We start from the raw sequence: 22,310 nt of genomic DNA, 5'->3' as shown, positions 1-22,310 counted from the left end.
CGTTTTTCATGAGAATGAAACGGCGGGGCGGACACAGCTTCCCACGCCGTTGCAGGCCGGCATAAGCGCATCACCGGCCCGGGCGGGATTAGTACATTACTTTGTGACCATACTGCTCAAGGATGCCTTTTACCCGCTCCATGGTCTCTTTCTTCGGCGGATGGACGCCGTCCAGCTTGTACTCTTCGCCCATCGCTACCCATTTGTGTTTACCCAGCTCATGGTAGGGCAGCAGCTCGATTTTTTCGACATTGCCCATATCGCGGGTAAATTCGCCCAGGCGGTGCGCGGAATCATCATCGTCTGACCAGCCGGGAACCACCACGTAGCGGATCCAGACATTGATATTCTTCTTCGCCAGATACTGGGCGAATTCCAGCGTACGATGGTTAGAGACGCCCACCAGGTTCTGGTGAATCTCATCGTTCATCTGCTTGAGATCCAGCATCACCAGGTCTGTTACCTCCAGCAGCTCGTCGATAACCGGATCGTAGCGACGTACGAAGCCGTTGGTATCCAGGCAGGTGTGGATGCCTTCTTTCTTACACGCGCGGAACCAGTCGCGAACAAACTCCGCCTGCAGGATCGCCTCACCGCCCGAGGCGGTGACGCCGCCGCCGGAAGCATTCATAAAGTGACGATAGGTCACCACCTCTTTCATTAATTCTTCAACGGTGATTTCTTTGCCGCCGTGGGTATCCCAGGTGTCACGGTTATGGCAGTACAGGCAGCGCATCAGGCAGCCCTGGAAAAAGGTAATAAAGCGGATGCCCGGGCCATCAACGGTGCCACAGGATTCAAAGGAGTGAATGCGACCAATAACTGACATTGCGGTGTTTTCTCCAGATGTGGCCCATCCGGGGCCGTGTTGGTGCGCAGCTCAGCGGCTGCGTCGAGTCTGTTTTGACAGGTACCCAAAGTATAGATAACTGGCAAAGCAGGCTGGGGCGGGGAATGCTTGTTAAAAAGGCCCCACTGATGTGGGGCCTTTATTGTACGCCTTTTCAGTCAGACAGGGAATTACATGGTCTGAGTGAAGGTACGGGTAATAACATCCTGCTGCTGTTCTTTGGTCAGGGAGTTAAAACGTACGGCGTAGCCAGATACGCGGATGGTCAGCTGCGGATATTTTTCCGGGTTTTCCATCGCGTCGAGCAGCATTTCGCGGTTCATGACGTTCACGTTCAGGTGCTGACCACCTTCGATGGACGCTTCGTGATGGAAGTAACCATCCATCAGACCCGCCAGGTTGGTCTTACGAACTTCGTCGTCTTTACCCAGCGCGTTCGGCACGATAGAGAAGGTATAAGAGATACCATCTTTCGCGTAAGCAAACGGCAGTTTAGCGACGGAGGTCAGAGAGGCTACTGCGCCTTTCTGGTCACGGCCGTGCATCGGGTTAGCACCTGGACCGAACGGCGCGCCAGCGCGACGACCGTCTGGGGTATTACCGGTTTTCTTACCGTACACCACGTTAGAGGTGATGGTCAGAACAGACTGAGTCGGGATAGCGTTGCGGTAGGTGTGCAGTTTCTGAATTTTCTTCATGAAACGTTCAACCAGGTCAACGGCCATGTCATCGACGCGAGGGTCGTTGTTACCAAACTGCGGGTATTCGCCTTCGATTTCGAAGTCGATAGCCAGACCGTCTTCGTCACGAATCGGTTTAACTTTCGCATATTTGATTGCAGACAGGGAGTCAGCAGCAACGGACAGACCAGCGATACCACACGCCATGGTGCGGATAACGTCACGGTCGTGCAGCGCCATCAGAGAGGCTTCGTAGCTGTACTTGTCGTGCATGTAGTGGATGATGTTCAGCGCGGTGACGTACTGTTTAGCCAGCCAGTCCATGAAGTGATCCATGCGATCCATTACTTCGTCGAAGTTCAGGACGTCGCCTTTGATCGGTTCAGATTTCGGACCAACCTGCATTTTCAGTTTTTCATCCACGCCGCCGTTGATAGCGTACAGCATGGTTTTCGCGAGGTTAGCGCGAGCGCCGAAGAACTGCATTTGCTTACCAACAACCATCGGGCTTACGCAGCATGCGATAGCGTAGTCGTCGTTGTTGAAGTCCGGACGCATCAGGTCATCGTTCTCATACTGCAGAGAAGAGGTATCGATGGACACTTTAGCGGCGAATTTCTTGAAGCTCAGCGGCAGTTTTTCAGACCACAGGATAGTAATGTTCGGCTCCGGAGACGGCCCCATGGTGTATAGGGTGTTCAGGAAGCGGAAGCTGTTTTTGGTCACCAGAGTACGGCCGTCAACGCCCATACCGCCGATGGATTCCGTTGCCCAAATCGGGTCGCCGGAGAACAGTTCATCATATTCCGGGGTACGCAGGAAGCGAACCATACGCAGTTTCATGACCAGGTGGTCAACCATTTCCTGCGCGTCTTGCTCGGTGATTTTACCCGCCTGCAGGTCACGCTCGATGTAGATATCCAGGAAGCTGGAGGTACGACCGAAGGACATTGCCGCGCCGTTCTGAGATTTCACGGCAGCCAGGTAACCGAAGTAGGTCCACTGAATCGCTTCCTGAGCGGTGGTCGCCGGACCAGAGATGTCATAGCCATATTTAGCGGCCATCTCTTTGATCTGGCCCAGTGCGCGGTGTTGTTCAGCGATTTCTTCACGCAGACGGATGGTCGCTTCCAGGTCTTCGCCGCTTTCCAGTTTCGCTTGCAGAGAGTTGAACTGGGCGAATTTGTCTTTCATCAGGAAGTCGATACCGTACAGCGCAACGCGACGGTAGTCACCGATGATACGACCACGACCGTAAGCATCCGGCAGACCCGTCAGCACGCCGGATTTACGGCAGCGCAGGATGTCCGGGGTATAGACGTCGAAAACGCCCTGGTTGTGAGTTTTACGGTACTCTGTGAAGATTTTTTTCAGCATCGGGTCCAGCTCGCGATTATACGCTTTGCAGGAACCTTCAACCATTTTGATACCACCGAACGGGATGATCGCACGTTTCAGCGGCGCTTCGGTCTGCAGACCAACGATTTTTTCCAGACCTTTCTCGATATAGCCCGCGTCGTGAGAGGTGATGGTGGAAGCCAGGGCAGTGTCAAAATCAACAGGCGCGTGAGTGCGGTTTTCCTGTTTTACACCTTCCATTACGGTGTCCCACAGCTTGGTGGTCGCTTCAGTCGCGCCAGCCAGGAAGGATTCGTCGCCTTCATATGGGGTGTAGTTTTTCTGAATAAAGTCACGGACGTTGACTTCATTCTGCCAGTCACCTTTCGCAAAACCTTCCCAGGCTGTGGCTAACTTTTCATTAAGCTCGGACATGTAACACCTACCTTCTTAAGTGGATTTTTTATTTACTGCCTGAAACAACCCTTAGTGATGGTCGTTGCCACGCAGGTAAATGACCCAGTATGTCAACCCGACCAGCAGACCCCCGCCGATAATGTTCCCGATAGTTACCGGAATCAGGTTATCAGTGATGAAGTTCATAACGGTCAAGTGAGAGAAACTTTCCGGAGTCGAACCGATGGCGGTCCAGAATTCCGGGCTTGCAAAGTTGCGGATTACGATACCCATCGGGATCATAAACATGTTGGCGATGCTGTGCTCAAAGCCGCTGGCAACGAACATCGCTACCGGCAGGACCATGATCATCGCTTTATCCATCAGGCTACGACCGGAATAGCTCATCCATACGGCGAGACAAACCATCAGGTTAGCGAGGATACCCAGGCTCACGGCCTCCACAAAAGTATGGTGCATTTTGTGGTCGGCGGTCTGCAGAACGTTTAGCCCCCAGCCGCCGTTGGCAGTCATATATTCGCCTGATAACCACATCAGCAGCACAAACAGCGGCGCGCCCACCAGGTTACCAAAATAGACGTTGAGCCAGTTTTTTGCCAGTTGCCCCCAGGTAATTCGACCGCTGGCTTTGGCCACCACGATCAGTACCGTAGAGGTAAAGAGGTCAGCGCCGCAGATAACGCACAGAATCAGACCCAGAGAAAAACAGATCCCACCGATAAGTTTGGCAATCCCATAAGGCATCGCGGCAGTGCCGGTGGTCGCGGTGATATAGAATACGAAAGCGATGGAGATGAAAACGCCAGCGGTGATCGCCAGATAAAACGTCTTCATCGGATGCTTCGTTGCTTTATAGACACCTGCTTCTTCGGCGACTTTCGCCATCGCGGCAGGGAGCAAAAGATCAAAAGGGTTGTCAGCTTTCACACTAACTCTCTCTTTATATAAGTTGGCGGTGAGATACTAACAAAGCATTATAGAATGGAAATTGATATAGATCATATCTCACCGGAACTATATGCCTTTTTAGTGTGTGGTTTTTATTGAAATTACCTCTAACTGCATGAAATATATATAGAAAATAATTTTTAAATTTTATAGATAATGTTGAATTTTTTCTTTTTTACCCCCATTTTTGAGTTAATTAAAATGGAGTATTTTTATTAAATTTAACAATTGATAAATGATGAAATGGCGTTATTTAACATTAATTAACTTTACAACTACAAATTATAGGAGGCGCTTTCTCAGGGTTAAATAACGGAGCCGCTGAGGGCTCCGTTGTAAGCATTAACGATGGCGCAAGCTGGGCTTATTTTGCCCAAAACGCCGCTTTCGCCCGCTGCAGTTTTTCATAGGCTTTCAGCAGCGACTGATGGGCCGGGAAGGCCTGCAGATCGCTATCGACCGCCTGGAGACCATAGAACGGCGCTTCCCCGCTCAGCGCCGCGCTGGCGGCTTCGACCGCGTCGGCGCCGTACATACGGATGAAGGCGTTCAGGTACTGCAGCGGCTGACGCTCTTCTTCCTGGCTCAGCAGCAGCAGGGTTTGCAGACAGCGATAGTAGTTCGCGCGCTCCGCGCTGAAGACCGAAGCATTAAATTCCATGGTCCACTCGGTCCAGATCAGCGCCTGTTCCAGATCGCCGCCGGCCAGGGCCAGCATCGCTTTCAGCTCGCCGACGCGCAGGGTATACCAGCCGTTGTCTTTTCCGGTGGCGAGCCCCAGCAGTTCGCGAACGCGGGTGAAATCATCCAGACCCTCATCGTCCATCTGCTCGATCAGCGCCAGGTAATCTTCTTTATCCCACTCGCTGCACGGCAGGGACAGAATGGTGTCCCGCAGATGAGCGCCCATGCTGTTGTTCGCCAGCCACAGGTCTTCCGCCGGGTATATGTCCGACATCCCCGGGACGATGATACGGCAGGCGTAAACGCCCAGGTGCTCGTAGTCGGCGATGTACACTTCTTTATCTTCGGCCTTGAAGATGGCCATCAGGGTGGCGAACTCTTCTTCGGTAGTACCAGAGAAGCTCCAGTCAACGAATGGATAGTCGGCGTCCTGCTTGAACATATCCCAGGAGATCAGGCCGCTGGAGTCGATAAAGTGGGTTTCGAGGTTCGCGTGCTCGGCGACCTCTTCGTCATCGAAGGTTGGCGGCGTGAAGACGTCGAGGTCTTTCAGGCTGCGGCCCTGCAGCAGTTCGGTGACGGTTCGCTCCAGCGCCACGCCAAAGTCCGGGTGGGCGCCGAAGGAGGCGAAGCAGGTGCCGTTAGCCGGGTTAAACAGCACGACGCAGATAACCGGATATTTGCCGCCCAGCGAGCCATCATAGGCAAAGATCGGGAAACCTTCAGCTTCCAGTTTGGCGATCGACTCCACGACGCCCGGATAGCGCGCCATGACTTCCGCCGGGATCTCCGGCAGGCTGATGCTTTCAGCGATGATGCGGTTTTTAATGTGACGTTCAAAGACCTCTGACAGACCCTGTACCCGCGCTTCGTTGCGGGTGTTACCGGCGGACATGCCGTTGGAGACGTACAGGTTACCGACAATATTCATCGGAATATAGACGGTTTCGCCGTCGGACTGGCGGGTAAAAGGCAGACCGCACACGCCGCGCTCATCGTTACCTGACTGCAGATCCACCAGCATACTGGCCGTTAACTGATCGTCAGGATCGTAGAACGCGCGCAGGCGGGCATCCAGCAGACCTTCCGGGACTTCATCATCCTCAGTCAGCGGGAACCACTTTTCGTTCGGGTAGTGAACAAACGGGCCGTTAGCGATAGTGTCGCCTAACCAGAAGTCGGCGAAGAAATAGTTAGTGGACAGACGTTCGAAATATTCGCCCAGCGCGGAGGCCAGGGCTGCCTTTTTGGTGGCGCCTTTACCATTGGTAAAGCACAGCGCGCACGCTTTATCGCGAATGTGAACGGACCACACGTGCGGCACCGGGTTCAGCCACGAGGCCTCTTCGATATCAAATCCGAGGTCGAGCAATTTCTGCTGGAAGCGAGCGATGGAATCTTCCAGGGCGGCATCTTTGCCGGGAATAAACGTTTGGGTCATGGCGATCACTTTTGTCGTACGGAAAGCGCGCAATGATACGGCTTTTATCTGACAGGTGCTATCTCCATCATCTGGCTATGCTTAGAGGCATCTTTAATACACAGGGAGATGGAAAATGAAAGCCTTTGACTGGCAGCGGATGGCGCTCGATAAAGTACCGGTGGAATTCCTGGCGGAGGTGGCGTTGCGCAGCCTCTATACCTTCGTTCTGGTCTTTATTTTCCTCAAGATTACCGGACGGCGCGGCGTGCGGCAGATGTCGCTGTTCGAGGTGCTGATTATTTTGACCCTCGGCTCGGCGGCGGGTGACGTGGCGTTTTATGACGATGTGCCGCTGCTGCCGGTGCTGGTGGTCTTCGTTACGCTGGCGCTACTGTATCGCGGCATTATGTGGCTGATGGGGCATAGCGAAAAGCTGGAGGATCTACTGGAGGGGAAACCTATCGTAGTGGTGGAAGAGGGACAGTTGGCCTGGGAGAAGCTGCATGCGGAAAACATGACCGAATTCGAATTTTTTATGGAGCTGCGGGTCAACAGCGTCGAGCAGCTTGGCCAGGTCCGGCTGGCAATCCTCGAAACCAACGGGCAGATCAGCGTGTTTTATTATCCCGATGAAGAGGTGAGGGCCGGATTATCGATCCTTCCAGCGCATTGTACCACACGCTATACCACCATTCCGCAAGAGGGGATCTATGCCTGCGTGCGCTGCAGCATCGTAATGGCGATGCAGGCGGGAGAAAAACGAATATGTCCGCGCTGCGCAAATGCAGAATGGTCGAAGGCCAGCCGGGCGAAACGGCTTACCTGACAGCAAATATGTCGGTTTTATTACGTCAAGCCGATAGATTCTGTTGTGTGACGGCGGCCGCGTTTTACCGTCGGCGAGTTTTAGCCATTGCGGACCGTGTCACTGAATGATAAAACCGATAGCCACAGGAATAACTTATGCCCGCGGCGGTTCGCGGGCAAAACAACATAGCAACGTGGTGAGGGGAAATGGCTCAGGTCTATAACTTCAGTTCGGGCCCGGCGATGCTGCCGGCGGAAGTACTCAAACTGGCGCAGCAGGAACTGTGCGACTGGCACGGTCTGGGGACGTCGGTCATGGAGATCAGTCACCGTGGTAAGGAGTTTATCCAGGTGGCAGAAGAGGCAGAACAGGACTTCCGCGCTCTGCTGAACATCCCTTCCAACTATAAAGTTTTATTCTGCCACGGCGGCGGCCGCGGCCAGTTCGCCGGGATCCCGCTGAACATCCTCGGCGATAAAAAGGTCGCTGACTATGTGGACGCCGGCTACTGGGCGGCCAGCGCGGTCAAAGAGGCGAAGAAATACTGCACGCCGAACGTTATCGACGCGAAAATCACCGTCGACGGCAAGCGCGCTGTGAAGCCGATGAGCGAGTGGCAGCTGACCCCGGGGGCGGCCTATCTGCACTACTGCCCGAACGAAACCATTGACGGTATCGCGATTGATGAGACGCCGAACTTCGGCGACGACGTCATCGTGACCGCCGATTTCTCCTCCACCATTCTTTCCCGCGAAATTGACGTCAACCGCTTCGGCGTAATCTACGCCGGCGCGCAGAAGAATATCGGTCCGGCTGGGCTGACGCTGGTCATCGTGCGTGAAGATCTGCTGGGCAAAGCCAGCGTGGCCTGCCCGTCAATTCTTGACTACACCGTGTTAAGCGAGAATGACTCGATGTTTAACACACCGCCGACGTTCGCATGGTATCTGGCTGGACTGGTGTTTAAGTGGCTGAAACAGCAGGGCGGGGTTGCCGCGATGGATAAAATCAACCAGCAGAAAGCCGAACTGCTCTACGGCGTGATCGATAACAGCGGCTTCTATCGTAACGATGTGGCGCAGGCCAACCGTTCGCGTATGAACGTACCGTTCCAGCTGGCGGACAGCGCCCTGGACAAACTGTTCCTCGAAGAGTCGTTTGCTGCCGGGCTGCACGCGCTGAAGGGCCACCGGGTGGTGGGCGGCATGCGTGCTTCCATCTACAACGCCATGCCGCTGGACGGCGTGAAGGCGTTAACCGACTTTATGCTGGACTTCGAACGCCGCCACGGTTAATCGCCTGTTTCTTTCTTCCTCCCCGCGGCCTGTCTGCGGGGTTTTTATTCTGTTTGTTTGAGAGTGAAGTTTGATGGAATCCCTGACGTTACAACCCATCGCACGCGTAGAGGGCACCGTGAACCTGCCAGGTTCGAAAAGCGTCTCCAACCGCGCGCTGCTGCTGGCTGCCCTGGCCCGCGGCACGACGGTGCTGACCAACCTGCTGGACAGCGACGATGTGCGCCATATGCTGAATGCCCTGAGTGCGCTGGGGGTTCAATATACCCTGTCTGCCGACCGCACCCGCTGCGAAGTGACCGGCAACGGCGGCCCGTTGCGCTCTGCCGCGGCGCTGGAGCTGTTCCTTGGCAACGCCGGTACCGCGATGCGTCCGCTGGCGGCGGCTCTGTGCCTTGGCAGCAACGATATCGTGCTGACCGGCGAACCGCGGATGAAAGAGCGTCCGATCGGCCATCTGGTGGATGCCCTGCGTCAGGGCGGCGCTCAGATCGACTATCTGGAGCAGGAAAATTATCCACCGCTGCGCCTGCGCGGCGGTTTTCAGGGCGGCAACGTCGAGGTTGACGGCAGCGTCTCCAGCCAGTTCCTGACCGCGCTGCTGATGACCGCGCCGCTGGCGCCGCAGGATACCGTCATCGTCATTAAGGGCGATCTGGTGTCGAAACCCTATATCGACATTACGCTGCACCTGATGAAAACCTTCGGCGTTGAGGTGGACAATCAGTCTTATCAGCGATTTGTGGTGCGCGGCAAGCAGCAGTATCAGTCGCCGGGAGATTACCTGGTGGAAGGCGATGCTTCCTCGGCCTCGTATTTCCTCGCCGCTGGCGCCATTAAGGGCGGCACGGTAAAAGTCACCGGTATCGGCCGCAACAGCGTACAGGGCGACATTCGTTTCGCCGACGTACTGGAGAAAATGGGCGCCACCGTCACCTGGGGCGACGATTTCATCGCCTGCACCCACGGCGAGCTCAAGGCGGTCGATATGGATATGAACCATATCCCGGACGCCGCGATGACCATCGCCACCGCCGCGCTGTTCGCGCAAGGGACCACTACCCTGCGCAATATCTACAACTGGCGGGTCAAGGAGACGGACCGTCTGTTCGCCATGGCGACCGAGCTGCGTAAAGTGGGCGCCGAGGTGGAAGAGGGGGAAGATTATATCCGCATCACCCCGCCGGCAAAGTTGAAGTACGCAGAAATCGGCACCTATAACGACCACCGGATGGCGATGTGCTTCTCGCTGGTAGCGCTGTCTGATACGCCGGTGACCATCCTTGATCCCAAATGTACGGCCAAAACGTTCCCTGACTACTTTGAGCAGCTGGCGCGGATCAGTACCCTCGCCTGAGTAAAACTTTGTCATCCCGCGGGCTGATGTCCTGTCAGCCCGCTATAATTGCGCAAAACTTCTGCTTTTCATTTCCTGTAGTCCGTAATTTACAAGCAATGCTCACTTTCCGGCGTATTGATGCGTATAATGCGCGGCGTTTATATTCCATGCGCCTTGCTGAAGGAGAAAAAGATGACGGCGAATATTCCGGTAATCACCATTGATGGGCCTGGCGGTGCGGGTAAAGGTACGTTGTGCAAGGCAATGGCGGAAGCGCTGGGCTGGCATCTGTTAGATTCAGGCGCGATCTACCGCGTTCTGGCGCTGGCGGCGCTGCATCATCATGTCGACGTGGAGTCCGAAGAGGCGCTGGTGCCCCTGGCTGCCCATCTTGACGTGCGTTTTATTTCTACTGACGGCAACCTGGAAGTGGTGCTGGAAGGGGAAGATGTCAGTAGCGAAATTCGCACTCAGGAGGTCGCGAACGCGGCCTCGAAAGTGGCGGCTTTTCCGCGCGTTCGCGAAGCGCTGCTGCGCCGCCAGCGCGCCTTCCGCGAACTGCCGGGGCTTATCGCCGACGGTCGCGATATGGGAACGGTAGTTTTCCCGGACGCGCCGGTGAAAATTTTCCTCGATGCCTCGGCCGACGAGCGGGCGCATCGCCGCATGCGGCAGTTGCAGGAAAAGGGCTTTGATGTTAACTTTGAACGTCTTTTGTCCGAGATAAAAGAGCGTGACGATCGCGACCGAAATCGCGCCGTGGCGCCGCTTGTCCCGGCTGCCGATGCATTAGTTCTCGATTCAACCGAACTAAACATTGAGCAAGTGATTGAAAAAGCGCTACAATATGCGCGCGAAAAATTGGCCGTTGCGTAGGCCTTAACCGGTAACGCGCCGAAGCCTCCGAATTATAGCAGTACCCCGCGGCAATGGATGGTCAGCGGGTATGTGAAACAACCCCATCCGGCACGGAGCCAGGTGGACGTTAATATTAACCTGAAGATTAAACATGACTGAATCTTTTGCTCAACTGTTTGAAGAATCCTTAAAAGAAATCGAAACCCGCCCGGGTTCCATCGTTCGTGGTGTTGTTGTTGCTATCGACAAAGACGTAGTACTGGTTGACGCCGGTCTGAAATCTGAGTCCGCCATCCCGGCTGAGCAGTTCAAAAACGCCCAGGGCGAGCTGGAAATCCAGGTTGGTGACGAAGTTGACGTTGCTCTGGATGCAGTAGAAGACGGCTTCGGTGAAACTCTGCTGTCCCGTGAGAAAGCTAAACGTCACGAAGCTTGGATCACGCTGGAAAAAGCTTACGAAGACGCTGAAACTGTTACCGGTGTTATCAACGGCAAAGTTAAAGGTGGCTTCACTGTTGAGCTGAACGGTATTCGTGCGTTCCTGCCGGGTTCCCTGGTAGACGTTCGTCCGGTGCGCGACACGCTGCACCTGGAAGGCAAAGAGCTTGAGTTCAAAGTCATCAAGCTGGACCAGAAGCGTAACAACGTTGTTGTTTCTCGTCGTGCCGTTATCGAATCCGAAAACAGCGCAGAGCGCGATCAGCTGCTGGAAAACCTGCAGGAAGGCATGGAAGTCAAAGGTATCGTTAAGAACCTCACTGACTACGGTGCATTCGTTGATCTGGGCGGCGTTGACGGCCTGCTGCACATCACCGATATGGCCTGGAAACGCGTTAAGCATCCGAGCGAAATCGTAAACGTTGGCGACGAAATCACTGTTAAAGTGCTGAAGTTCGACCGCGAGCGTACCCGTGTATCCCTGGGCCTGAAACAGCTGGGCGAAGATCCGTGGGTAGCTATCGCTAAACGTTATCCGGAAGGTACCAAACTGACCGGTCGCGTGACCAACCTGACCGACTACGGCTGCTTCGTTGAAATCGAAGAGGGCGTTGAAGGCCTGGTTCACGTTTCCGAAATGGATTGGACCAACAAAAACATCCACCCGTCCAAAGTTGTTAACGTTGGCGACGTTGTGGAAGTAATGGTTCTGGATATCGACGAAGAGCGTCGTCGTATCTCCCTGGGTCTGAAGCAGTGCAAATCTAACCCATGGCAGCAGTTCGCGGAAACCCACAACAAGGGCGACCGTGTTGAAGGTAAAATCAAGTCTATCACTGACTTCGGTATCTTCATCGGCCTGGACGGCGGCATCGACGGCCTGGTTCACCTGTCTGACATCTCCTGGAACGTTGCAGGCGAAGAAGCAGTTCGTGAATACAAAAAAGGCGACGAAATCGCAGCAGTTGTTCTGCAGGTTGACGCAGAGCGTGAGCGTATCTCCCTGGGCGTTAAACAGCTCGCGGAAGATCCGTTCAACAACTACGTTGCTCTGAACAAGAAAGGCGCTATCGTTGTTGGTAAAGTGACTGCAGTTGACGCTAAAGGCGCAACCGTAGAACTGGCTGACGGCGTAGAAGGTTACCTGCGTGCTTCTGAAGCATCCCGTGACCGCGTTGAAGACGCAACTCTGGTTCTGAGCGTTGGCGACGAAGTTGAAGCGAAATTCACCGGCGTGGATCGTAAGAACCGCGTAGTGAGCCTGTCTGTACGTGCGAAAGACGAAGCGGAAGAAAAAGACGCTATCGCTACCGTGAACAAGCAGGAAGACGCGAACTTCTCCAACAACGCTATGGCTGAAGCGTTCAAAGCAGCGAAAGGCGAGTAATCTTTGTCATTCAGGTAATAACAACCTGAATAGCGACGAGTTTACTTGACAGATTGCAGGATTCGTCCTGTAATCAAGCACAAAGGGCGGCTACGGCCGCCCTTGTTTAAGCTGTTAGCTAATTTTTGCCTTGAAGGAAACCGGAGGAATAATGACCAAGTCAGAATTGATTGAAAGACTTGCCAGCCAGCAATCTCACATTCCGGCGAAAGCGGTGGAAGATGCTGTTAAAGAAATGCTGGAACATATGGCCTCAACGCTTGCTCAAGGTGAGCGCATTGAAATCCGCGGTTTCGGCAGCTTTTCTCTGCACTATCGAGCACCTCGCACCGGACGTAACCCGAAAACTGGTGATAAAGTCGAACTGGAAGGTAAGTACGTTCCGCACTTTAAGCCCGGGAAAGAATTACGTGACCGCGCCAATATTTATGAAGGGTGAGTTGCACGACGTGCAGCCTGCCTGACGATAAAGAAAGCACCTTCGGGTGCTTTTTTTGTGCCCGCCATTTACGGCCATCCTCACAAAAAAAGCGTGCCCGGCTGCAAGCGAGGCGATTGTCTGGAATGCGCCGCGCAAACCTGAATTCGCCGCCAGGACGCCAGCACCGCTTTGCGTAACACTGCCCACTCACAGGGAGGTGTTTATGCGTCTACCATGGCTTGCCGGATGCGCCATCATTGCAATGCTGCCGCTTCTCTGGCTACCCGTCTTGCCGGGCCCGTACAGTCTGGCGGGCGCGAGCGCACTGGCGCTGGCGCTGATTCGTCTGCATGGAAGGGCCGCCGCCGGAGTGGCGATGACGCTTCTGCTGGTGGTCTGGGGAGTATTGAGCGCGCATCAGGCGCTGTGGCCGACCCGGCACCTTACCGGCGCCATCCGGCAAGCGGAAGTGATCCTTAGCGAGACGGATGGCCAGACCTTGCACCGTGGACAAATGGTGCGCCTGCGGGGCCGCTATCTGTTTCCCCCGGTAGGCGTAACGCTGTACGGGGAACTTGCACCTGCGCCAGCCTGTGCGGGTCAACACTGGCTGATGACGCTGCGCCTGCGCCCGGTACACGGGCAGCTCAATGACGGGGGCTTCGACAGCCAGCGCTATGCGCTGGCGCAGCACCGACCGCTGAGCGGAGGGATCGTCGCCGCTTCCGCGCTGGATGCCCGCTGCAGTCTGCGCGCCCGCTATCTGACGTCGCTGACCCGGCGACTGCAGACTTATCCCTGGCGCGCGGTGATGTTGGGATTAGGAATGGGGGAGCGGCTGTCTCTGCCGACGGAGATAAAGGTCCTGATGCAGAACACGGGCACTTCCCATCTGATGGCTATCTCGGGTCTGCATATCGCTCTCGCGGCTTCTCTTATCATGCTGTTGCTGCGCGGCGTGCAGTATATTCTCCCGGGCCGCTGGATTGGCTGGCGGTTGCCGCTGCTGGCCGGGCTGGCCGGCGCCGTCGGCTATGCCTGGCTGACCGGTATGCAGCCGCCGGCCCTGCGCACTTGCTTAGGGCTTGCGGTCTGTTGTGCTTTACGTTTGTCGGGTCAACGCTGGACGGCGTGGCAGGTGTGGCTCTGCTGTCTGGGAGCGATACTGGTTGCCGACCCGCTGGCGGTGCTGTCGCAAAGCCTGTGGCTATCTGCCTTCGCCGTGGCGGGGCTTATCTTCTGGTTCCAGTGGCTCCCGTTGCCTGCCGGCCGCTGGCGCTGGCCGTGGAAGACCATAATTGCTCTTGTTCATTTGCAGGCTGGCGTGACGCTGCTGCTGCTGCCGCTGCAGTTGTTGCTATTCCATGGAGTCAGCCTGACGTCGATGGCGGCTAATTTGCTGGCGGTACCGTTAGTCACCCTGTTGGCGGTGCCGCTTATTCTGACCGCGATGCTGGTGCATCTCTCGGGGCCGGAGATAGTGGAGTCGCTGCTCTGGCTGTCGGCCGATCGCGTGCTGGCCGTATTGTTCTGGGGATTAAGACGTTTACCGGACGGCTGGTTGACGCTGGATGCTCGCTGGCTGTGGATCAGTAGCCTGCCGTGGCTGTTGGTGATGGGCTGGCGTTTTCAGAGCTGGCGGCATTCACCGGCGCTGTGTCTCAGCGTGCTGTTTTTACTGACGCGGCCATTCAGCCGACAACCGCCTGCGGACGGATGGCGGGTGACGATGCTGGATGTCGGACAGGGGCTGGCGATGGTGATCGAGCGTCACGGTAAGGCATTGCTTTACGATACCGGGCCGGCTTGGCCGCAGGGTGATAGCGGTCAACAGGTGATTATCCCGTGGCTGCGCTGGCACCATCTGCAGCTGCAAGGGATTATGCTGAGCCATGAACATCTGGATCATCGCGGCGGCCTTGATTCAGTGCTGCAGGCATGGCCGCAGGCGTGGGTGCGCAGCCCGTTAGGCTGGGCGCATCATCTGCCATGTCATCGCGGTGAGCGCTGGCAATGGCAGGGACTCAACTTCCAGGCCCTGTGGCCGCTACCGGGCAGCACGGCAAAGGGTAACAATCATTCCTGTGTGGTGCGGATCGATGATGGTCGCTCCAGCATCCTGCTCACCGGCGATATAGAACGTCAGGCGGAGCAGGCGATGATCAGCCGTTACTGGCGGCATCTGACGTCTACACTTATTCAGGTTCCCCACCACGGCAGCAATACCTCCTCCAGCGCGCTGCTGATCCGCCGGGTGGATGGCGCGGCCGCGCTGGCCTCCGCTTCGCGCTACAATGCGTGGCGGATGCCCTCGTACAAGGTGGTTCAGCGCTACCGCCAGCGGGGTTATCGCTGGTTCGCCACGCCGCAGCAGGGGCAGATAACGGTGGTTTTTTCCGCAGAAGGGTGGCAAATCCATAGCTTACGGGATCAAGTTTTACCGCGTTGGTATCATCAGTGGTTTGGCGCGCCCGCCGATAACGGGTAGAATATGCGGCTATTTCAACACAAGCTGGTTTATTGAATGCAGAACGATAAAGATCTCTCCACGTGGCAGACCTTCCGCCGACTTTGGCCGATTATCGCGCCGTTTAAAGCCGGGCTAATCGTAGCGGCGGTGGCGTTGGTGCTTAACGCGGGCAGTGACACCTTCATGTTATCGCTTCTTAAACCGTTATTGGATGATGGTTTTGGTAAAACGGATCGCTCAGTGCTGCTATGGATGCCGCTGGTGGTTATCGGCCTGATGGTGCTGCGTGGGATCACCAGCTACATCTCGAGCTATTGTATTTCCTGGGTTTCCGGCAAAGTGGTGATGACCATGCGTCGTCGCCTGTTCGGCCACATGATGGGTATGCCGGTGGCCTTCTTTGACAAGCAGTCTACCGGAACGCTGCTGTCACGCATCACCTATGATTCTGAGCAGGTCGCCTCCTCCTCTTCCAGCGCGCTGATCACCGTGGTCCGCGAAGGGGCATCGATTATCGGTCTGTTCGTGATGATGTTCTATTACAGCTGGCAGCTGTCGCTGATCCTGATCGTACTGGCGCCGATTGTGTCGGTGGCGATCCGCGTGGTCTCCAAGCGTTTTCGCAATATCAGTAAGAATATGCAGAACACGATGGGGCAGGTCACCACCAGCGCCGAGCAGATGCTGAAAGGGCACAAAGAGGTGCTGATGTTTGGCGGCCAGGAAGTGGAAACCAAACGTTTTGATAAAGTCAGCAATAAAATGCGTCTGCAGGGGATGAAGATGGTTTCCGCCTCGTCTATCTCCGACCCGATCATTCAGCTTATCGCCTCCCTGGCGCTGGCCTTTGTCCTGTATGCCGCCAGCTTCCCGAGCGTGATGGACACCCTGACCGCCGGGACCATTACCGTGGTCTTCTCCTCGATGATTGCGCTGATGCGTCCGCTGAAGTCGCTGACCAACGTCAATGCCCAGTTCCAGCGCGGGATGGCGGCGTGCCAGACGCTGTTTGCGATCCTCGATTCCGAGCAGGAAAAAGACGAAGGTACGCGGGTCATTGAGCGGGCGAAAGGCAATCTCAAGTTCGAGAACGTCACCTTTACCTACCCAGGTCGCGAAGTGGCCGCGCTGCGCAATATCAATCTCGATATCCCGGAAGGGAAAACCGTGGCGCTGGTGGGGCGCTCAGGGTCGGGTAAATCGACCATTGCCAGCCTGATCACCCGCTTCTACGATGTCGACGACGGCCAGATCCTGCTGGATGGCCACGACCTGCGCGAGTACAAGCTGAGCTCGCTGCGCGATCAGGTGGCGCTGGTTTCACAGAACGTGCATCTGTTCAACGATACCGTCGCCAACAATATCGCCTATGCCCGTACCGAAGAGTACAGCCGCGAGCAGATTGAAGAGGCCGCGCGCATGGCCTACGCCATGGATTTCATTAACAAGATGGATAATGGTCTGGATACCATCATCGGCGAGAATGGCGTGATGCTGTCCGGCGGCCAGCGCCAGCGTATTGCTATTGCCCGCGCGCTGCTGCGTAACAGCCCGATCCTGATCCTTGATGAAGCCACCTCGGCGCTGGATACCGAGTCCGAGCGTGCCATTCAGGCGGCGCTGGATGAGCTGCAGAAAAACCGTACCTCGCTGGTTATCGCTCACCGTCTGTCGACCATTGAGCAGGCTGATGAAATCGTGGTGGTTGAAGACGGGCGGATCGTGGAGCGCGGAACGCACCATGACCTGCTGGAGCATAAGGGCGTGTACGCCCAGCTGCATAAGATGCAATTCGGCGAATGATCGCGCGCATCTGGTCCGGGGAATCGCCGCTGTGGCGCCTGCTGCTGCCGCTCTCCTGGCTGTATGGCCTGGTGAGCGGGGTGATTCGCCTCAGCTATCGGCTGGGGTGGCAAAAAGCCTGGCGCGCGCCGGTGCCGGTAGTGGTTGTTGGTAACCTGACCGCCGGCGGCAATGGCAAAACGCCGGTGGTGATCTGGCTGGTGGAGCAGCTGCAGCAGCGCGGTATTCGCGTTGGCGTCGTGTCTCGCGGCTACGGCGGTAAAGCTGAACGCTATCCGCTGGTGTTGGACGACAGAACCAGTACGGCGCTGGCGGGTGATGAACCGGTGTTGATCCATCAGCGTACCGGTGCCCCGGTCGCTGTCGCTCCGCTACGCAGCGACGCGGTAAAAGCGTTGCTCAGCGCGCACGATCTGCAGATGATTGTGACCGACGATGGTTTACAGCACTATAAGCTCGCGCGGGACAGAGAAATTGTCGTTATTGACGGCGTGCGCCGCTTTGGCAACGGCTGGTGGCTGCCTGCCGGGCCGATGCGCGAGCGGGCGTCGCGCTTGCAAAGCGTTGATGCGGTTATCGTTAACGGCGGCGTGGCGCGTCCGGGTGAGATCCCGATGCGGCTGCGCCCAGGGATGGCGGTTAACCTGCTTACCGGCGAACGTCGCGATGTCTCCACCTTCACGAACGTAGTGGCGATGGCCGGCATCGGCCATCCGCCGCGCTTCTTCGCCACCCTCGAAAGCTGCGGCGTCCAGCCGGTCAAAACCGTGGCGCTGGCGGACCATCAGGCGCTGAGCCAGGATGATGTCGCCGCCCTGGTGACCGCCGATCAGACGCTGCTGATGACCGAGAAAGATGCCGTGAAATGTCGCGATTTCGCCGCTGCAAACTGGTGGTATTTACCGGTCGACGCCATAATGGCCGATGAACGCGCACAGCGGTTGCTTGCGGACTTAGCGACGTTGGCGCAACGTTAACTGACGCGCCGGCTTTGCTCGCCGCTGTGCTGGAATTCCTGACGGAGAACCTGCATGTCGGTATTGCAACTATCGCTTAACGAGGCGCGCCACCTCCATCTCGCGGCGCAGGGGTTGTTAAAGAAGCCCCGACGTCGCGCTCGCCCGAAAGACATTCTTTCCACCATCCAGCAGATGTCGCTGCTGCAAATCGATACCATCAACGTGGTGGCCCGCAGCCCCTACCTGGTGCTGTTCAGCCGTCTTGGCAGCTATCCGCAGCACTGGCTGGATGAGTCGCTGCGCAACGGCGAGCTAATGGAATACTGGGCGCATGAAGCCTGCTTTCTGCCGCGCAGCGATTTCGCCCTGGTGCGCCATCGCATGTTGAATCCCGACAATATGGGCTGGAAATACCATCGCGCGTGGATGGAGGAGCATGCCGGGAGTATTGCCGAGCTGGTGGCGCATATCGGGCAAAACGGCCCGGTTCGCTCGGCGGATTTTACCCACCCGCGCAAAGGCGCCAGCGGCTGGTGGGAGTGGAAACCGCATAAGCGCCACCTGGAAGGGCTGTTTACCGCCGGCGAAGTGATGGTGGTGGAGCGGCGCAATTTTCACCGCGTGTATGATCTAACCCGGCGGGTGATGCCGGACTGGGACGACGAGCGCGACGCGCTCTCCCGCGAAGACGCAGAGGCCATTATGTTGCGCAATAGCGCCCGTAGTCTCGGCATCTTCCGCGCCCAGTGGCTGGCCGATTACTATCGCTTGCGCCAGCCGTCGCTACCGGGTCTGCTGGCGGCCTGGCAGGAAGAGGGGCTGGTGGTGCCGGTTAACGTGGAAGCACTCGGCGAGATGTGGCTGCATCACGAGGCGCTGGCGCAGCTGGAGACCGCGCCCGGCGGTAAGCTGACCGCCAGCCATAGCGCCGTGCTCTCGCCCTTCGACCCGGTGGTCTGGGATCGGAAACGCGCTGAGCAGCTGTTCAACTTCAGCTATCGCCTGGAGTGTTATACCCCGGCGCCGAAGCGTCAGTATGGCTACTTCGTACTGCCTCTGCTGCACCAGGGAAAACTGGTCGGGCGGATGGACAGTAAAATACATCGCAAAAGCCGGGAGCTGGAGATCTTCGCTCTGTGGCTGGAGGAGGGGGTGAAGATCACCCGTGGTCTGGAGCAGGGGCTGCGCCGGGCGATTAACGACTTCGCACGCTGGCAATCGGCAGAGCGGATCCTGTGCCGACGCCTGCCGGAAGGGCTGTTTGTCGGCCAGGAGCAGGGGTGGGAAATCGACGCCGATTGATCCCGGCGCCTGCCTTCCTGTGATATGCTGCTGAGAAATCTATCCGGTCCATCAGGAGGAAACATGGATCACCGTTTACTTGAAATCATCGCCTGCCCGGTCTGTAACGGCAAGCTGTATTACAGTCAGGATAAGCAAGAACTTATTTGCAAACTTGATAGCCTGGCGTTTCCGCTGCGCGACGGTATCCCGGTGCTGCTGGAGACAGAGGCGCGTCCGCTGGCGCTAGAAGAGAGTCACTCATGAGTTTCGTGGTCATTATTCCTGCGCGTTTCGCCTCCACGCGCCTGCCGGGAAAACCACTGCAGGACATTAATGGTAAGCCGATGATTGTCCATGTGCTGGAGCGCGCTCGCGAATCCGGCGCGGATCGCATTATTGTCGCCACCGATCACGAAGATGTCGCCCGGGCGGTTGAAGCCGCCGGCGGCGAGGTCTGTATGACCCGCGCCGACCATCAGTCCGGCACCGAACGGCTGGCGGAAGTGGTGGAAAAGTGTGCGTTCAGCGATGACACCATTATCGTCAATATTCAGGGCGATGAGCCGATGATCCCCCCGGCGATTGTCCGCCAGGTGGCGGAGAATCTGGCTGCCAGCAGCAGCGGAATGGCGACCCTGGCGGTACCGATCCATGATGCGGAAGAGGCGTTTAACCCGAATGCGGTCAAAGTGGTGATGGATGCCAAGGGTTACGCGCTCTATTTCTCCCGCGCGACTATTCCCTGGGATCGCGATCGCTTTGCCCAATCCCGCGAGACCATCGGTGACTCCCTGCTGCGTCACATCGGCATCTATGGCTATCGCGCCGGCTTTATCCGCCGCTATGTCAGCTGGGCGCCGAGCCCGCTGGAGCAGATTGAAATGCTCGAGCAGCTGCGAGTGCTGTGGTATGGCGAGAAAATCCATGTCGCCGTGGCGGCCGAAGTGCCCGGCACCGGCGTGGATACCCCGGAAGATCTGGAGCGCGTCCGCGCTGAGCTGCGTTAGCCCTCTGTCCCCTCCTTGCTGGAGGGGATATCCCCGTCGGTTTTTTGCTTTTTTTACCCCTTTTTGATCTTATCCGATGACAACCCAGGTGCGGGCGCTCATTATGAAACCAGTAGTGTTCATAGGGGTAATCGACAATGGAACAGTTGCGAACCGAACTCAGTCATCTTCTTGGCGAAAAGCTAAGCCGGGTGGAGTGTGTCAGTGAACAAGCCGCTACGGCGCTGTGGTTCCTGTACGATGCGCAGGGAAACCCGATGCCGCTGCTGGCGCGAAGTTTCACCACGCCCGGCGTGGCGCGGCAGCTGGCATGGAAGATCTCGACCCTGGCGCGTAATGGTACGGTGCGTATGCCGGTGGTTTATGGCGTCATGACGCACGAAGAACATCCCGGACCAGATGTGCTGTTGCTTGAGCGCCTGCGCGGCGTACCGGTGGAGGCGCCGACGCGCACCCCGGCGCGCTGGGAGCAACTGCAGGAGCAAATCGTCGAGGGGCTGCTGGCGTGGCATCGGCAGGACAGTGGCGGCTGCGTGGGAATGGTCGACAATACCCAGGAAAACCTGTGGCCGAACTGGTACCGCCAGCGGGTAGAGATATTGTGGAGCACCCTGAACCTGTATCAGGACACCGGTCTCACCATGCAGGATAAGCGCCTTTTGTTCCGCTCCCGCGAGTGCCTTCCGGAGCTGTTCCGCGATTTCAATGATAATGCTGTGCTGGTGCATGGCAACTTCACTCTGCGCAGCATGCTAAAAGATCCGCGCAGCGATCAGCTGCTGGCGATGGTGGGGGCGGGGATGATGCTGTGGGCGCCACGCGAGTATGAACTGTTCCGCCTTGCTGAAGGCGGCCAGGCGGAACAGCTGCTGTGGCGCTACCTGCAGCAGGCGCCAGTTTCCGAGGCCTTTGTCTGGCGGCGCTGGCTTTATCTGCTGTGGGATGAGGTGGATAGTCTGGTCAACACCGGGCGCTTTGATCGCGCCCGTTTTGACCTCGCTGCAAAATCACTCCTGCCCTGGCTCGCCTGAGCTGCCTTTCAGCCATTGCCAGACGCGACCAAGGGTTTCATAGCCGACCCGGTCGCTGTGCATCAGCCACACTGGAGAAGGAATGGCCCGCTCCCACGGATTGAGCGGCGAGGTCACCGCCAGCTGATTGGCCGGCGCGGGAAGCGGATCCAGGCCGGCATGGCGAAAGAATATCATCGCCCGCGGAAGGTGTGACGCCGAGGTGACCAGCAGGAAGGGCGCGTCGCCGATGGCGCGCTTCACCGCCAGCGCTTCCTCTTCTGTATCTTTCGGCCGATCGAGCACAATGATATCGCTGCGAGGTACGCCAAGGCTCTCCGCCACTCTCGCCCCGGCTTCCGCCGTGCTGACGGGGTTCGTTTTCGCCGCCGCGCCGGTAAAGATCATTTTCGAACCGGGATTCGCCTGCCACAGGCGGATGCCCTCCGTCAGGCGCGGCAGGCTGTTATTGATAAGATTAGAGCTTGGCGCCCACTCCGGATTCCAGGTATAACCGCCGCCCAGCACCACCACGTAGTTCACCGGCTGCTCGCCGCGCCAGGTGGGGTAGGTACCTTCAATCGGTTTCAGCAGGCTGTCGGCCACGGGCTGCAGGCTCAGCAGCGTCAGCAGCAGCCAGCCGAGGCTCACGCATAGCTTCCCGGTACGCTGAAAGCGGCTGAACCATAACAGCGCGATCCCGATACCGATCAGCAACAGTAAGGCGGGTAGCGGCAACAGCAGGCCGCCGACGATCTTTTTTAGCGTGAAAAGCATGCCAGATGGTTCCTTTTTTAACCATATAACCAAAGTTATGTTCGGATCTTATAACAGATCGCTTCATTCTCGGCGCGGGTATGACAAAATAGCGGTTTTGTGTTGGCTTGTGGA

At 57.0% G+C, this 22,310-nt stretch carries 18 protein-coding genes; 13 read left to right on the top strand and 5 right to left on the bottom strand.

The window, feature by feature from the left end; genetic code table 11:
* Window positions 1-88: 88 nt before the first annotated feature.
* The 4 genes from pflA to ycaO form a co-directional block, all read right to left on the bottom strand.
* Window positions 89-829, bottom strand: a complete 741-nt coding sequence (pflA, locus tag KHQ26_RS10840; RefSeq protein WP_002898145.1) for a pyruvate formate lyase 1-activating protein — start codon at window positions 827-829, stop codon at window positions 89-91.
* A 191-nt stretch (window positions 830-1,020) separates the two neighbouring features.
* On the bottom strand, window positions 1,021-3,303 hold the full coding sequence (gene pflB / locus KHQ26_RS10835; protein ID WP_002898148.1) for a formate C-acetyltransferase: 2,283 nt from the start codon (window positions 3,301-3,303) through the stop codon (window positions 1,021-1,023).
* A 51-nt stretch (window positions 3,304-3,354) separates the two neighbouring features.
* Entirely contained in the window at window positions 3,355-4,212 is an 858-nt protein-coding gene (gene focA / locus KHQ26_RS10830; protein WP_211777886.1) for a formate transporter FocA, read from the bottom strand.
* Between the two features lie 385 nt (window positions 4,213-4,597).
* Window positions 4,598-6,358 (bottom strand): 30S ribosomal protein S12 methylthiotransferase accessory factor YcaO, encoded by a 1,761-nt coding sequence (ycaO, locus tag KHQ26_RS10825; protein ID WP_029497153.1) that lies wholly within the window; start codon window positions 6,356-6,358, stop codon window positions 4,598-4,600.
* Between the two features lie 115 nt (window positions 6,359-6,473).
* On the opposite strand from ycaO, the gene KHQ26_RS10820 reads away from it, so the two are divergent.
* The 13 genes from KHQ26_RS10820 (at window position 6,474) to KHQ26_RS10760 (ending at window position 21,440) form a co-directional block, all read left to right on the top strand.
* The gene (locus tag KHQ26_RS10820; protein WP_002898152.1) at window positions 6,474-7,166 is read left to right on the top strand and encodes a DUF421 domain-containing protein; all 693 of its coding nucleotides are present in this window, start codon (window positions 6,474-6,476) and stop codon (window positions 7,164-7,166) included.
* A gap of 188 nt (window positions 7,167-7,354) precedes the next feature.
* The gene (gene serC / locus KHQ26_RS10815; RefSeq protein WP_002898155.1) at window positions 7,355-8,443 is read left to right on the top strand and encodes a 3-phosphoserine/phosphohydroxythreonine transaminase; all 1,089 of its coding nucleotides are present in this window, start codon (window positions 7,355-7,357) and stop codon (window positions 8,441-8,443) included.
* A 73-nt stretch (window positions 8,444-8,516) separates the two neighbouring features.
* Window positions 8,517-9,800, top strand: coding sequence for a 3-phosphoshikimate 1-carboxyvinyltransferase (gene aroA / locus KHQ26_RS10810; protein ID WP_002898157.1), 1,284 nt, complete (start codon window positions 8,517-8,519; stop codon window positions 9,798-9,800).
* 174 nt (window positions 9,801-9,974) lie between these two features.
* Window positions 9,975-10,658 carry a (d)CMP kinase gene (gene cmk / locus KHQ26_RS10805; protein WP_002898160.1) on the top strand — a complete coding sequence of 228 codons (684 nt, stop codon included), beginning with the start codon at window positions 9,975-9,977 and terminating at the stop codon, window positions 10,656-10,658.
* Between the two features lie 133 nt (window positions 10,659-10,791).
* Entirely contained in the window at window positions 10,792-12,465 is a 1,674-nt protein-coding gene (gene rpsA / locus KHQ26_RS10800; RefSeq protein WP_002898162.1) for a 30S ribosomal protein S1, read from the top strand.
* Window positions 12,466-12,616: 151 nt separating this feature from the next.
* Window positions 12,617-12,904, top strand: coding sequence for an integration host factor subunit beta (ihfB, locus tag KHQ26_RS10795; RefSeq protein WP_002898165.1), 288 nt, complete (start codon window positions 12,617-12,619; stop codon window positions 12,902-12,904).
* A gap of 205 nt (window positions 12,905-13,109) precedes the next feature.
* Window positions 13,110-15,374: a ComEC family protein gene (locus tag KHQ26_RS10790; protein WP_211777885.1), complete on the top strand. Its 2,265-nt coding sequence runs from the start codon at window positions 13,110-13,112 to the stop codon at window positions 15,372-15,374.
* 36 nt (window positions 15,375-15,410) lie between these two features.
* Window positions 15,411-17,159: a lipid A ABC transporter ATP-binding protein/permease MsbA gene (gene msbA / locus KHQ26_RS10785; RefSeq protein ID WP_004201387.1), complete on the top strand. Its 1,749-nt coding sequence runs from the start codon at window positions 15,411-15,413 to the stop codon at window positions 17,157-17,159.
* On the top strand, window positions 17,156-18,136 hold the full coding sequence (gene lpxK / locus KHQ26_RS10780) for a tetraacyldisaccharide 4'-kinase (RefSeq protein ID WP_019704634.1): 981 nt from the start codon (window positions 17,156-17,158) through the stop codon (window positions 18,134-18,136). The genes msbA and lpxK overlap by 4 nt, the downstream gene beginning before the upstream one ends.
* A gap of 54 nt (window positions 18,137-18,190) precedes the next feature.
* Window positions 18,191-19,420: a winged helix-turn-helix domain-containing protein gene (locus KHQ26_RS10775; RefSeq protein ID WP_009486271.1), complete on the top strand. Its 1,230-nt coding sequence runs from the start codon at window positions 18,191-18,193 to the stop codon at window positions 19,418-19,420.
* A 63-nt stretch (window positions 19,421-19,483) separates the two neighbouring features.
* Window positions 19,484-19,666 (top strand): protein YcaR, encoded by a 183-nt coding sequence (gene ycaR, locus KHQ26_RS10770; protein WP_002898177.1) that lies wholly within the window; start codon window positions 19,484-19,486, stop codon window positions 19,664-19,666.
* Window positions 19,663-20,409 carry a 3-deoxy-manno-octulosonate cytidylyltransferase gene (kdsB, locus tag KHQ26_RS10765; RefSeq protein ID WP_002898180.1) on the top strand — a complete coding sequence of 249 codons (747 nt, stop codon included), beginning with the start codon at window positions 19,663-19,665 and terminating at the stop codon, window positions 20,407-20,409. Before ycaR ends, kdsB begins: the two co-directional genes overlap by 4 nt.
* Before the next feature lie 137 nt (window positions 20,410-20,546).
* The gene (locus tag KHQ26_RS10760; protein WP_211777884.1) at window positions 20,547-21,440 is read left to right on the top strand and encodes a YcbJ family phosphotransferase; all 894 of its coding nucleotides are present in this window, start codon (window positions 20,547-20,549) and stop codon (window positions 21,438-21,440) included.
* Here KHQ26_RS10760 and elyC read toward each other — a convergent pair.
* Complete coding sequence (gene elyC, locus KHQ26_RS10755) at window positions 21,417-22,196, bottom strand: envelope biogenesis factor ElyC (RefSeq protein ID WP_020804503.1); 780 nt, start codon at window positions 22,194-22,196, stop codon at window positions 21,417-21,419. The genes KHQ26_RS10760 and elyC overlap by 24 nt on opposite strands.
* Window positions 22,197-22,310: the final 114 nt, after the last annotated feature.

The sequence above is a fragment of the Klebsiella sp. 10 genome, from assembly GCF_018223925.1.
GTDB classification, from domain to species: domain Bacteria; phylum Pseudomonadota; class Gammaproteobacteria; order Enterobacterales; family Enterobacteriaceae; genus Klebsiella; species Klebsiella pneumoniae.
The sequence above is the reverse complement of the archived record's forward strand: the minus strand, read 5'-3'. Positions and strand labels throughout refer to the sequence as shown.

Bases quoted from the DNA above. Each gene is read 5' to 3' on its own strand.
- pflA (WP_002898145.1), bottom strand. From the start codon at position 829: ATGTCAGTTATTGGTCGCATTCACTCCTTTGAATCCTGTGGCACCGTT.
- pflB (WP_002898148.1), bottom strand. From the start codon at position 3,303: ATGTCCGAGCTTAATGAAAAGTTAGCCACAGCCTGGGAAGGTTTTGCG.
- ycaO (WP_029497153.1), bottom strand. From the start codon at position 6,358: ATGACCCAAACGTTTATTCCCGGCAAAGATGCCGCCCTGGAAGATTCC.
- KHQ26_RS10820 (WP_002898152.1), top strand. From the start codon at position 6,474: ATGAAAGCCTTTGACTGGCAGCGGATGGCGCTCGATAAAGTACCGGTG.
- serC (WP_002898155.1), top strand. From the start codon at position 7,355: ATGGCTCAGGTCTATAACTTCAGTTCGGGCCCGGCGATGCTGCCGGCG.
- aroA (WP_002898157.1), top strand. From the start codon at position 8,517: ATGGAATCCCTGACGTTACAACCCATCGCACGCGTAGAGGGCACCGTG.
- cmk (WP_002898160.1), top strand. From the start codon at position 9,975: ATGACGGCGAATATTCCGGTAATCACCATTGATGGGCCTGGCGGTGCG.
- rpsA (WP_002898162.1), top strand. From the start codon at position 10,792: ATGACTGAATCTTTTGCTCAACTGTTTGAAGAATCCTTAAAAGAAATC.
- ihfB (WP_002898165.1), top strand. From the start codon at position 12,617: ATGACCAAGTCAGAATTGATTGAAAGACTTGCCAGCCAGCAATCTCAC.
- KHQ26_RS10790 (WP_211777885.1), top strand. From the start codon at position 13,110: ATGCGTCTACCATGGCTTGCCGGATGCGCCATCATTGCAATGCTGCCG.
- msbA (WP_004201387.1), top strand. From the start codon at position 15,411: ATGCAGAACGATAAAGATCTCTCCACGTGGCAGACCTTCCGCCGACTT.
- lpxK (WP_019704634.1), top strand. From the start codon at position 17,156: ATGATCGCGCGCATCTGGTCCGGGGAATCGCCGCTGTGGCGCCTGCTG.
- KHQ26_RS10775 (WP_009486271.1), top strand. From the start codon at position 18,191: ATGTCGGTATTGCAACTATCGCTTAACGAGGCGCGCCACCTCCATCTC.
- ycaR (WP_002898177.1), top strand. From the start codon at position 19,484: ATGGATCACCGTTTACTTGAAATCATCGCCTGCCCGGTCTGTAACGGC.
- kdsB (WP_002898180.1), top strand. From the start codon at position 19,663: ATGAGTTTCGTGGTCATTATTCCTGCGCGTTTCGCCTCCACGCGCCTG.
- KHQ26_RS10760 (WP_211777884.1), top strand. From the start codon at position 20,547: ATGGAACAGTTGCGAACCGAACTCAGTCATCTTCTTGGCGAAAAGCTA.
- elyC (WP_020804503.1), bottom strand. From the start codon at position 22,196: ATGCTTTTCACGCTAAAAAAGATCGTCGGCGGCCTGCTGTTGCCGCTA.